Source organism: Microvirga sp. KLBC 81 (assembly GCF_003075415.1).
Lineage (GTDB): Bacteria > Pseudomonadota > Alphaproteobacteria > Rhizobiales > Beijerinckiaceae > Microvirga.
In genome coordinates this window covers 18,422-29,307 of sequence record NZ_QDAH01000060.1, presented here as the reverse complement: position 1 = coordinate 29,307, position 10,886 = coordinate 18,422, and the positions used below count along the sequence as shown (strand labels likewise).

At 59.8% G+C, this 10,886-nt stretch carries 11 protein-coding genes; 3 read left to right on the top strand and 8 right to left on the bottom strand.

Annotated elements, in window-relative coordinates:
• Positions 1-212 precede the first annotated feature (212 nt).
• From DC522_RS25105 to DC522_RS25085, 5 genes are read right to left on the bottom strand one after another with little or no spacing between them, the layout of a single operon-like run.
• The gene (locus DC522_RS25105) at positions 213-917 is read right to left on the bottom strand and encodes a fumarylacetoacetate hydrolase family protein (RefSeq protein WP_116531332.1); all 705 of its coding nucleotides are present in this window, start codon (positions 915-917) and stop codon (positions 213-215) included.
• Positions 917-1,669, bottom strand: coding sequence for an ABC transporter permease (locus DC522_RS25100; protein WP_116531329.1), 753 nt, complete (start codon positions 1,667-1,669; stop codon positions 917-919). Before DC522_RS25100 ends, DC522_RS25105 begins: the two co-directional genes overlap by 1 nt.
• An 11-nt stretch (positions 1,670-1,680) precedes the next feature.
• Entirely contained in the window at positions 1,681-2,481 is an 801-nt protein-coding gene (locus DC522_RS25095) for an ABC transporter ATP-binding protein (protein ID WP_116531328.1), read from the bottom strand.
• 1 nt (position 2,482) lies between these two features.
• Positions 2,483-3,325: an ABC transporter permease gene (locus DC522_RS25090; protein WP_371680453.1), complete on the bottom strand. Its 843-nt coding sequence runs from the start codon at positions 3,323-3,325 to the stop codon at positions 2,483-2,485.
• Positions 3,326-3,337: 12 nt separating this feature from the next.
• Positions 3,338-4,333 (bottom strand): ABC transporter substrate-binding protein, encoded by a 996-nt coding sequence (locus tag DC522_RS25085; RefSeq protein ID WP_116531326.1) that lies wholly within the window; start codon positions 4,331-4,333, stop codon positions 3,338-3,340.
• Between the two features lie 181 nt (positions 4,334-4,514).
• Between DC522_RS25085 and DC522_RS25080 the strand changes: the two genes are divergently transcribed.
• Positions 4,515-5,210 (top strand): FadR/GntR family transcriptional regulator, encoded by a 696-nt coding sequence (locus tag DC522_RS25080; RefSeq protein ID WP_116531325.1) that lies wholly within the window; start codon positions 4,515-4,517, stop codon positions 5,208-5,210.
• Positions 5,211-5,354: 144 nt separating this feature from the next.
• Here the strand turns inward: DC522_RS25080 and DC522_RS25075 are convergent, their stop codons facing one another.
• From DC522_RS25075 to coxB, 3 genes are read right to left on the bottom strand one after another with little or no spacing between them, the layout of a single operon-like run.
• On the bottom strand, positions 5,355-5,714 hold the full coding sequence (locus DC522_RS25075) for a hypothetical protein (protein ID WP_133239364.1): 360 nt from the start codon (positions 5,712-5,714) through the stop codon (positions 5,355-5,357).
• Positions 5,714-8,281, bottom strand: a complete 2,568-nt coding sequence (locus DC522_RS25070) for a cbb3-type cytochrome c oxidase subunit I (RefSeq protein WP_116531323.1) — start codon at positions 8,279-8,281, stop codon at positions 5,714-5,716. Before DC522_RS25070 ends, DC522_RS25075 begins: the two co-directional genes overlap by 1 nt.
• A complete protein-coding gene (coxB, locus tag DC522_RS25065) occupies positions 8,278-9,201 on the bottom strand; it encodes a cytochrome c oxidase subunit II (RefSeq protein WP_245444505.1) in 924 nt (307 codons plus the stop codon). Before coxB ends, DC522_RS25070 begins: the two co-directional genes overlap by 4 nt.
• A 150-nt stretch (positions 9,202-9,351) precedes the next feature.
• Here coxB and DC522_RS25060 point away from each other — a divergent pair, with 150 nt between their 5' ends.
• Together DC522_RS25060 and DC522_RS25055 are read left to right on the top strand one after the other, a co-directional pair.
• On the top strand, positions 9,352-10,335 hold the full coding sequence (locus DC522_RS25060) for a cytochrome c oxidase assembly protein (RefSeq protein ID WP_245444503.1): 984 nt from the start codon (positions 9,352-9,354) through the stop codon (positions 10,333-10,335).
• On the top strand, positions 10,332-10,877 hold the full coding sequence (locus tag DC522_RS25055; protein ID WP_116531321.1) for a cytochrome c family protein: 546 nt from the start codon (positions 10,332-10,334) through the stop codon (positions 10,875-10,877). Before DC522_RS25060 ends, DC522_RS25055 begins: the two co-directional genes overlap by 4 nt.
• Positions 10,878-10,886 lie beyond the last annotated feature (9 nt).

The window sequence follows — 10,886 nt, the reverse complement described above, 5'->3', positions numbered from 1 at the left end:
GATGAACTGCCAAATGATGCGGGTCATCTCGTCGCCGTCGAGTTCGACGACCGGATTGGCAACCTTGATCTTCGCCACGTGTGGCTCCTGACTGTTTTAGACACGGGCGGTTGTCCCGCCCTAAAATTGCACCGCAGCACACGCGGATGCGCTGCGGTGTTGTTAAAGCCCCCTTGCCCGCACTCTCACGTCACAGGTGCGGGCTTCGCAGCCTAGACGACGACGACTTCGACCTTCCCGACACCCTCGACATAGCCTTCGAGAACGTCACCACGCACGACCGCACCAACGCCCGCAGGCGTGCCAGTCATGATGATGTCGCCCGGCTGCAGAGTGAACAGGCCGGACAGATAGGAGATCATCTCCGGTACCTTCCAGATCAACTGGTTGAGATCGCCCTGCTGGCGGAGTTCGCCGTTCACCTTCAGCGTCACTGCACCTGAGTTCGGATGGCCGATTTGGCTCGCAGGCACAAGCGGGCCACAGGGAGCAGAAGCCTCGAATGCCTTACCAACTTCCCACGGACGACCCAGCTTCTTGGCCTCGCCCTGAAGGTCACGCCGGGTCATGTCGAGGCCGACTCCATAGCCGAAGACGTGTTCAAGAGCAGTTTCCACAGGGATGTTGTCGCCGCCCTTAGCGAGGGCCACCACCATCTCGATCTCGTGGTGCACATCCGATGTCTTGCTCGGATAGGGAAACTTGCCGTCGGTGACGATGTTGTCGGGGTTTTTCTGGAAGAAGAACGGCGGTTCCTTGGACGGGTCGTGTCCCATCTCGATCGCATGCTCGGCGTAGTTGCGGCCCATACAATAGATGCGGTGAATGGGGAACAGCTTGTCACTGCCTTGTACGGGCAAGGTGGCAACCGGTGCCGGCTGAACGACGTAGCCGGACATAGTGAGAGGCGCATTCATCATCTTACTCCTGCGTAATAGTCGACTTTTTTCTCAATGTATTCGATGGCTGCCGACATCAGCATCGCCGCAGCGAAGAGGATAATCGTCAGCGCCCAGAAGTTCTCCATGTCGAAGCTGCGTGAATAGAGCTCAAACAGTTCGCCATAACCAATGATCGCCACCAGAAGCTGGCCGATCACAACACCCTTTACGCCGCGCACGAGGCCGAGTCGGATCCCTGCAAGGATCTCCGGTAGTGCGGCAAGGAGAACGATTTTCCCGTAAAGAGCGAAGGGAGAGGCGCCATAGCAGCGCCCCATCTCGATCAGCGAGTTCGGCACGTGCTGAATGCCGGCCCGCGTATCCAACACGATGATCCACACCGCGAAAAGGAAGACTGTGACGATGACTGTCGTCTCGCCCATGCCGAACAGGATCATCAACACCGGGACCAGGGCCGAGAGCGGCGCGCTGACGAAGATGTTGACCCAGATGCTGAACAGCTCGTCCACCGCTTTGAACCGCCCCATCAGCACGCCGAGGGTAACGCCAACCACGATGGCCACCGCCATGCCGACAGCGAAGCTATGGAGCGTGACCAAGGCCGCCGACTGCCATGTGCCGGTCTGCACCATCGCAACGCCCGCCACCAGCACGCTCGAGAGCGGCGGCACCAGGAACATCACGCCGGTTTGGCCGACAAGCTCCCAGATCAAGCACCAGACCAGGAGGGATGCCATCATCGGCACCCGATAACCGTGAAGCATCATGGCTGCTCTCCTCAATCCACGTAGTGCTTGAGGCCCTGCCAGATCTCCTCGACGGTATCGAGATATCCCTGATCACGGCGGATGGCATCAGGCGAGGAAGTCCGATCGATTTTCGGTTCGATGATCTGCGCAACGCGACTCGGTCGACGAGAAAGAAGCACGATCCGATCCGAAACGTAGACGGCCTCCTCGATGCTGTGGGTCACGAAGATGAACGTCTTGCGCTCCTTCTCCACCAGCTGCAGCAGGTCCTCCTGAAACTTACGGCGGTTCTGCTCATCCACCGCCGAGAACGGCTCATCGAGAAGAAGCACTTCCGCATTGACCGCAAAGGCGCGGGCGAGGCCGACGCGCTGACGCATGCCGCCGGAGAGCTCGTGCGGATACTTGTTCTCGAACCCGGTGAGACCAACTTCAGCGATGTAGTGACGGGCGATGGACTGGCGCTCGGCCTTTGCCATGCCTTTCAGCTCAAGCCCGAAGGCCACATTCCGCATCACCGTCGCCCATGGCATCAGGGCGAAGTCCTGGAACACGAAGGCACGCTCCGGACCGGGGCCCGTGACGACCTTGCCGTTGACACGCACTTCCCCAGAGGTCGGCTCGACGAGACCGGCGATGATCTTGAGCAGGGTCGTCTTGCCACAGCCAGACGGCCCAAGGAGCGTCGTGAGCTTGCCGCGAGGAAAATCGAGATCGATCAGGCGCAGCGCTTCAACGTCGCTATAGTTCTTGCAGATGCTTCTGACCTCGACGGCAATGTCGCCCTCAGTGCGAGGCAGGGCATGAATGGAAGCGGTCGGTGCAGTCATGTCAGCCTCTCTTCTTTTCAGGACGCAACACACGGATCTCGAATGCCTCCAAAGCTGCGAGCGTCAGGGTTGAGACCAGGATGATGGAGACCACAGCGGCATACATTTCTGCGTAGTTAGCCACTGAGCGATGATAGGTGATGAGATCACCGATGCCGGTTGGCGTGATCAGGAGTTCCGCCAGAATGACGCCGATGAATCCCGCAGCGAGACCAAGGCGAAGGCCTGCGAAGATCACGGGACTGGCATCCGGGATGATGATCTTGGTGATCTGCTGCAGCCTTGTGCCCTGGAACGAGCGGCACATAGCCACGAGCGACGGATTGGCGTTCCGGACGGCTTTATAGCCGTTCAGCACGATGACCGGCAAAGCAAGCATGATGACCGCGAGAGTCTTCGCCAACAGGCCGATGCCATACACGAAGGTGATCAGCGGGATGAGGGCTGCCATGGGAGCCGACTGAAGGACAATGAACAGTGGCGCTACGAGCCACTCGGCCTTGCGTGACAGACCCATGACGATGCCGAGCCCGACCCCAACCACCGCGGAAATGGCAATGCCAATAATCAGGGGCTGAAGGGTAGAGCCATAAGCGACGAAGAGGCTGCCATCGAGCAGCATTGCGCCAAAGGCATAGAATGTCTCCAGGAAAGTCGGGAAGGCGTAGCTGATCGGCACGCGCCCGGCGATTTCCCAAACAAGGAAGAAGAGCCCGAGAGAGACGACCCTCGCGGCGATCGGATGGCTCGTGAACAGGCGACCGAGGCCCAAGCCCCGGCCTGTCGGCGAATGGACGGCCCGTACAGGGCCGTTCACTTGGGTGTTCGCTTGAGATGAAGCCATCATGCCGGCATCTCACATGGTGCCGATCTTAGCCAGGACACGATCGAGCGGGCGAGTATCCCAAAAGTCCTCGACCTTCAGGCTCGAAGGCTCACCCGTGAGCTGGCCCGAAAGCGCATAGAAGGCAAAATCGTCCTCCGCGGCCGCTGCGCCGCCGCCATTCAGCGGGAAGGCCTTACTTTTTGCCAGCTCCTCGAAATAAGGACCAATCTCGTTCACCTGCGTAGCGGGGAGATCCGGAAGCAGCTTGTACTTTGCACGCCATTCAGCAACGACGCCCGGATTGGCCGTCACTTCACGCCAGGTGGAGAGGATCGCCTCCACGATCTTGTCGACGTCTGCGGCGTTCTTCTCAAGGAAGTTCGTGTTGGCGAACAATGCCTCGTCGGTTGCATTCACGCCCTCCAGCGGGAGAATGACGAACTTGCCTGGAGCCTGGGTTTCAAGCAGGCGGCGCCCGGAGGCATCGACGATCGTGGCCTTCACGTTCCCCTGGAGCAAGGCGCCCGTACGGACTTCCGCGCCCGGGATGTAGCTGATCTTGGAGAACTTGATGCCCTGACGCTGCTCCATCAGCTTCATGATGGCCTCGGTACCGGAGCCACGCGAATGGACCGCGACCTCCTGCCCATTCAGATCCTTCCAGGTTTTGTAGAACTCGCCGTTGACCGCCGGGTAGAAGCGCAGCGTCGAAAGCTGCATGAACATGCGGATGGGAGCCTTGACCTTCTGAACGAGGGCGTAAGGGCCGCCGACGCCGATATCGGCCTGGCCGCCGACCACGGCCTGAGCCGCGATATCCTCAGACTTCAGATAGGTCACTTCGATGTCGACGCCCTTCTCCTTCGCCCGCTCGAAAGCGGTTAACAGATGGAGCGACTCAACACTGGGAATGTCGCCGAATGCGACACGAACCTTCGCAGCTTCCGCCGCGCCGGACGCTAGCAGTGCCGCACCAATCGCGACCGCCGCAGCACCTGGCTTAAAGCACATCAAGCCCTTGAACATGTTTCTCTCCCGATGTTCTAGGCGGTTGACCCGCTCTTGTTGCCGGCCGCACCATTTGCGACCAATATGCTATTGGTTGCAATTGGCCGCAGGCCTGTCAAGGGTTTTTGTGATTGACTATGTTGCAGATTGAGATAATAGCTTCAACCAATTCAGAATTGGTTGAGATCATATGATAGACATGATCAGTGGAGCAGGAGCCAACCGGGGCGTTGTCACCCAATTGCGGGCTTTCCTTGCGCAGGCAGAGCTGCCCGAGGATGGCCGTCTGCCGCCCGAGAGGGATTTGGCGGCAGCCCTTGGCGTCACTCGGACCGAGCTGAGGAAAGCGCTTGGAACGCTCGAGGCCGAGGGCCAGATATGGCGCCACGTCGGTAAAGGCACCTTCATCGGCAATCGGCCTACCGATACTCTCTCGGACATTGAGACTCTGGCAAAGCGAACCAATCCCGCCGAATTGATGCGAGCGCGATTGATCATCGAGCCTGAGATCGCAAGGGCAGCTGCCCTGACTGCAACGCCGATGCATCTCTCTGAACTAAGGCTTTGTCAGGCGCGGACACGTGAAGCTGCGACATGGCGGCAGTATGAGAACTGGGACACGCGCCTGCATCGTACCATCGCCGAGGCGACACAAAACACGCCCCTTCTTGGAATGTTCGATATGCTGAACGCCCTGCGCCGGGCGGTTACATGGGGTCGGCTCCGATCAAATCCCGTCAAGCCGAACCCTGACCATCATAGTTTTGCCGAGCACGAGGTGATTATTACGGCCATTGAAAACCGTGACATGAATGGCGCTGCAGCGGCGATGCGCACCCATCTGCAAAGTGTGGAGCGCAATCTCCTGGCCCGGCAATCTGATGCGGCGGAATGATCCTGACGGAGAGCAAGGCGATCTGGATCCGACACTAACCTAACTTGAGAAGCTAGAGCTGTTGCCATTGGCATGGAAACAGCTCTCTTGTTTGCCGGGCCGCATTTTTTGACGGTGAACCGGAGCCACTTTCCGCTCGATGCGCTAGGCGCAGGCCGGAAGAATGAAGGCCGGTATGCCATGCCAAAGGATTACGACTAGCGAAAGGCCGTTGATCAGAACGGCTGCATGGCTCATGAAGCCGTCCGCCATCGCGGCTGATTGCCTCTCCGTCTGGCGATAGCTCCTGATGGACCAGATGAGAGCGGCGGCTGTAGCTGCGAATGTGACAAGAGTCGTCAAAAGGATTGTCGCCGGGACAACATCGAAGCCGAGAAAGGTCTTATCTGCCCATCCACGGCCGCAGAGGGTCGATGTTACGCCATAGATGATCGTGAACTGAACCGCCCATGCAACGAGACCGAACAGCATCAGGAGAACCTGCCCTCTCCGCTGTCCGCTCATCAGACTCCCCCTGCCAATCGCGGAAAGCCATGAACCACGAGGAGAGCGATCAGGCCCTGTCCCACCGTGTAGTACCAGAACAACATGGTGTTATCGAAGGTCGTCCGGCGCACAGTGTCGAGCCGCCCGGCCAGCCAGCGCGCGATGCTGTAGAGCCCCATGACGAGTGTCGTGAGGACAAAGAAGATCTGCAGGGCCATGATGGCATAGACTACTGCCCCGTAGGCATGGGCCGAAGGGCTCAGGCCCGTTCCCCACTGCGTCCAGAGATCAACCGCGGCTGCCCCACACACGAACAGAAGTGCCACTCCGATCAGGATCGGGAGCGAACGCGGACTCCGTCGGTCGTCGCCGCGCAGCTGCCGGCTGGAGACGGCAATCAGGGCCGCGCTGGCGCAGTAGAGGATTGTTGCGAGAGAAGGCCCGATCCAATCGGGAACCTCGACACCCTGCGGTGGCCAGGCGCTCGGATTCACGAGCCAGAGAAAAAGGTAGGAGAAGATCAGGCACGTGAACACCATGCCCGAGACCACCATGAGGACGATCATCGCCCACCAGGAATGGTTCATCGGCCCGGTGACATAGACCGGAATCACGATGCCGCCGCCGATGTCTGCTGGCGGACGGGTCGGACCTGGATCTGTCTCCCAGAGCCACCAGATCACGAATGCGACCGCCAGAACACCGCAGATGACTGACAAGAAAACGAACTTCACCGTCAGGAGCAGGAAGAAGGCGGCTGTGAACACCGCAGCGAGCACCGGCTGCCAACCTGGACCCGGAACCTGCAGGATGTATTGGGGCCGCGCATCGAACGGGCTCGTCACCAACGCCTCGCGCCCACCTGTCGCGGTGCCGGGGAGATAGTAGCGACCATCCTCCACATCCTTGGGCAGGTCGGGTTGGTCCCAGAGGGGATCCCGGCTGACGACAGATGGAATGCTGCGCGTGTTGTAGGTTCCGTTCGGCAGCCACTCGAGTGTGCTGGCATTCCAGATGTTTCCGGCATTGTCCTCCGACGCGAAACGAAAGTTTCGCACCAGATCGAATAGGAAAAGCGCCACGCCGGAAGCCAACATGAAGGCACCGATGGTGGAGACAAGGTTCAGGGAATCCCACCCCATTTCGACCGGATAGGTGTAAACACGCCGCGGCATGCCGATGAGGCCCGTAATGTGCATCGGCAGGAACGTTACATTCATGCCGAGGAACATGAGGCCGAACACCCAGCGCCCAAGTCGTTCGGACAAGGCACGTTTGCTCGCAACAGGCACCCAATAATAGAAGGCCGCGAAGAGCGGGAAGACCATCCCGCCGATGAGCACGTAATGAAGGTGCGCCACGACGAAATAGCTGTCATGGGCCTGCCAGTCGAACGGCGCCATGGCCACCATAACACCCGTCAGACCGCCAAGCGTGAAGATGAACAAGAATCCAATGATGAAGAGTGAAGGCGTTTTCAGCTTCATGCGCCCTGAAGCGATGGTTGCGATCCAAGCGAAGACCTGAATTCCGCTTGGCACCGCGACCGCGGTGCTGGCCGCCGAGAAGAAGCTCAAGGACATCTTCGGCAGGCCCGTCGCGAACATATGATGCACCCACAGCCCGAATGAGAGAAAGCCCGTTGCAATCAGAGCGAGTACGATCAGGCGATAACCCACGAGCGGTGTCTGCGCCATGGTTGGCACGATCATCGACACCATGCCGGTTGCAGGGAGGAAGATGATGTAGACCTCCGGGTGGCCGAAGAACCAGAACAGGTGCTGCCACAGGAGCGGATCGCCACCTCTCTCAGCGATGAAGAACGGCCAATCGAACGCGCGCTCCATCTCAAGCAAAAGCGTGCCGAGAATTATCGCCGGAAAGCCGATAACGATCATGACGGCAAAGACCAGCATGGCCCAGGAATAGACTGGCAGCTTGTCGAGGCTCATGCCGACAGCGCGTGTCTTCATCACGCCGACAATGATCTCGATCGCGCCCGCAATGGCTGAGATCTCGATGAAGCCGATCCCCAGAAGCCACCAGTCGGCATTCTCCGCAGGCGAGTATTTCGTACCTGTCAGCGGCGGGTACATGAACCAACCGCCATCCGGCGACAGGCCGAAGAATATGGTGCCGAAGAACACCAGACCGCCGACGAAATAGGCCCAGAAGGCATATGCCGAAAGGCGCGGGAATGGCAGATCGCGCGCGGCCTGCATATTTGGCAGCAGATAAACGCTGGCGGCTTCCACCGCCGGGACGGCGAAGAGGAACATCATCACCGTGCCATGCATGGTGAAGAGCTGATTATAGAGATCGTGGCTGACGAGATCGCTTTCCGGCGTTGCCAGCTGGGCGCGCATGATCAGCGCCAGGATTCCTGCGAGGATAAAAAACAGAAACGCAGTCCCGATATACCACAGGCCGACATAAGTGTTGTTCACGGCCGTGATGAAGCCGAGGCCCTGCGGAGGCTTCCAGGCCCTCTTCAACGCTTCGAACTCGCCCTCCGGCCGCGGCAGCGGATTGGGAAGCTCCGCCTCTCTCCGTTCAAAGTGCTTTGGGAGCTCGGGTGCGTTCATTTCAAGCTCTCCAAATATCCTGCCAGTGCGCGAAGATCCTCACCCGCCAGCGAGCCATAAGAAGGCATCCGTGAGCCAGGCTTGATATGCTGAACATTAGCGATCCAACCGGCTAGAGTGCCGATGTTGTTCGGGAACTGGCCTGCTCCAATGGTGCGGCGGCTTCCCACATGCGTGAGATCCGGCCCGAACTGTCCGTTGGCCTCGGTGCCACGCACCACGTGACAGGATCCGCATCCGCCGGTGCGGAACAGTTGCAGACCCCGATCGAGAAAGGGAAATGCGGGCTCCCGAGCAGGTTTCGTCTGCCCTGCCCGCCAGGCCTCGAAGGCGGCAGGTTCCAGCGCCACCACGTCGAAGGCCATCCGGGCATGCTGGTCGCCGCAGAATTCTGCGCAGACACCACGATAGATGCCGGGCCGCTCCGCCGTGAAGTTGAGGCGGTTGATGCGGCCCGGGATCATGTCGATCTTTCCCCCGAAGTTCGGGATCCAGAAGCTATGAATCACATCGGCCGCAGTCACCGACACGGATATCGGGCGGCCAACAGGAACAAAGAGTTCATTGGCGGTTGAGAACTCTGCCTGATCGCCGTCCGCAGGATAGCGTACCCGCCACCAGTATTGCTCACCGATGACCTCGATGGGGAGTGCACCCGCCCTTGGTATATCAGTGTCGCGCATGACGATGAGACCATAGGGTAGAAGCGCGGACAGGGTGACGATCGGAAAAGCAAGCCCGCCATAGACGATGGTTTTGCGGCTGCCGAGCCATGCCCGGCGCTCGGGTGGAGCAAAGATCGCGAAGAGCAGAAGACTCGTGACGCCCAAGAAGATGAGGGTGCCGCCCGCCGTCATGACCATGGTAAGCCAGTAAATTCTGGAAGCGTCACCTCCAGCAGGATCGAGAGCCGATTGCACGCCGGTACATCCTACAAGGGAAAGCGCGCAGGAAAGCGCCGCCGCACACTTCGCAATGGTGCGCAGCCGCCCATGAAGGCCATGCCATGTCGCTTCAAGGTCCATCCGCCCTACATGGGTCTTTTGTGCAGTGAACGGAAAAGCTCGGCCGTGAGACTTGGTTCCCTCGGAAGATCCATCAACAAGCTCGCAAAGACAGCATTCGGCCTCTTGGCCGTCCTGGCTGCTCTCATGCCCACTGGGCCTGCCCTTGCTCATGGTGCGGCGCCTCATGGACCTGAAGACCTCTGGCATTCCTGGCAGGCTGATCCTTGGGTCACAATTCCTCTCGCAGCCTCAAGCATCCTGTTTGCCAGTGGCGTATGGCGATTGCGAGGAAGCCTTGGAAGGCTCCTGCCAGGCTTTGGCACGGTTCAAGTTTTCTGCTTTTTCGCGGGAACCGCATTGCTGGCCGTCGCCCTTCTTTCCCCGCTGGAAGGCCTCTCAAGGTCTCTCCTGTCTGCCCACATGGTCCAGCATATCCTGCTGATCGCAGTCGCTCCCCCACTCCTCGTCCTCGGCAAGCCCGAGGTCGCATGGCTCTGGGCGCTTCCGGAGGAATGGCGGCGCGGAATGGTTCGCCACAGAGGAATGCGGTCAACGCTCTCATTTCTGTCGCCCTGCGCAAGGCCGGTCCCGGCAGCCCTGATCCATATGGCAATCCTGTGGATCTGGCACAGCCCGACGCTCTTCGATGCCGCTGTTGCCTCGGATGGACTTCACCGGCTGGAGCATGTTCTGTTCTTCGGCACCGCGCTCCTGTTCTGGCGCGCCATCATCAGGGCGCATGCGGGACGTGAGGCTGCCGCAGCTGCGCTCATCGCGTGCCTCATCACTCTGCTGCAGAGCGGATTATTGAGCGCCCTCCTCAGCTTCGCACGGGACGCGCTGTATCACACGCCTGATACGGCCAATTGGGGCCTCACTGCCGTGGAGGATCAGCAGCTGGCGGGCGCCATCATGTCCCTTCCCATGTGCGCGATCTATCTCATCTCGGGGCTGGTCATGGCGCTCCGCCTTCTGACGCCACCCAGGCGGGAACGGAGGGGTTCTATGTCGGTTGCCTCGTCAGACCTCCTAAAGCAGAGCCCATGATCAGGCACGCCCTCGCACGATTGCTGTTTGTCCCGGCCATCGCAGGATTGGCCGCATGCAGCGACTCGCAGGAGCCATCTTCGACTTTGCCGATAGCAGGCGGCGAGCCTGAAACAGGACGAGCGCTCATACAGGCTTACGGGTGCGGCACATGCCATACGATTGACGGCGTCCGAGGTGCGCGAGGCAAGGTTGGTCCGCAGCTTGTCGATTACGCACAGCAGCACCTTCTCGCAGGCTTCCTGCCGAACACACCGCGCAACCTGATCGCGTGGCTGATGGACCCAGTGGCGATCAAACCCCAGACCGGAATGCCATCACAAGGCGTGACGGAGGCCGAGGCTCGGCACATTGCCGCTTATCTCTATTCCTTGGGGCGCGACGAGGTGCAGGTCTATCCGGACGATCCTCCGCTTCCGCTCCGTGGACCAGGCGCACGCGTGATAGAGTTTCCCGGTTTGACGGGGAGTTCCGCGGGAACGGACCCTCGCACGCGTCGCATCATTCCAAACCAGGACACAAGCCAGGGTTCCGGCAGCTAGAGCATCATT

Bases quoted from the DNA above. Each gene is read 5' to 3' on its own strand.
- DC522_RS25085 (WP_116531326.1), bottom strand. From the start codon at position 4,333: ATGTTCAAGGGCTTGATGTGCTTTAAGCCAGGTGCTGCGGCGGTCGCG.
- DC522_RS25095 (WP_116531328.1), bottom strand. From the start codon at position 2,481: ATGACTGCACCGACCGCTTCCATTCATGCCCTGCCTCGCACTGAGGGC.
- DC522_RS25080 (WP_116531325.1), top strand. From the start codon at position 4,515: ATGATCAGTGGAGCAGGAGCCAACCGGGGCGTTGTCACCCAATTGCGG.
- DC522_RS25075 (WP_133239364.1), bottom strand. From the start codon at position 5,714: ATGAGCGGACAGCGGAGAGGGCAGGTTCTCCTGATGCTGTTCGGTCTC.
- DC522_RS25070 (WP_116531323.1), bottom strand. From the start codon at position 8,281: ATGAACGCACCCGAGCTCCCAAAGCACTTTGAACGGAGAGAGGCGGAG.
- DC522_RS25055 (WP_116531321.1), top strand. From the start codon at position 10,332: ATGATCAGGCACGCCCTCGCACGATTGCTGTTTGTCCCGGCCATCGCA.
- DC522_RS25105 (WP_116531332.1), bottom strand. From the start codon at position 917: ATGAATGCGCCTCTCACTATGTCCGGCTACGTCGTTCAGCCGGCACCG.
- DC522_RS25100 (WP_116531329.1), bottom strand. From the start codon at position 1,669: ATGATGCTTCACGGTTATCGGGTGCCGATGATGGCATCCCTCCTGGTC.
- DC522_RS25090 (WP_371680453.1), bottom strand. From the start codon at position 3,325: ATGGCTTCATCTCAAGCGAACACCCAAGTGAACGGCCCTGTACGGGCC.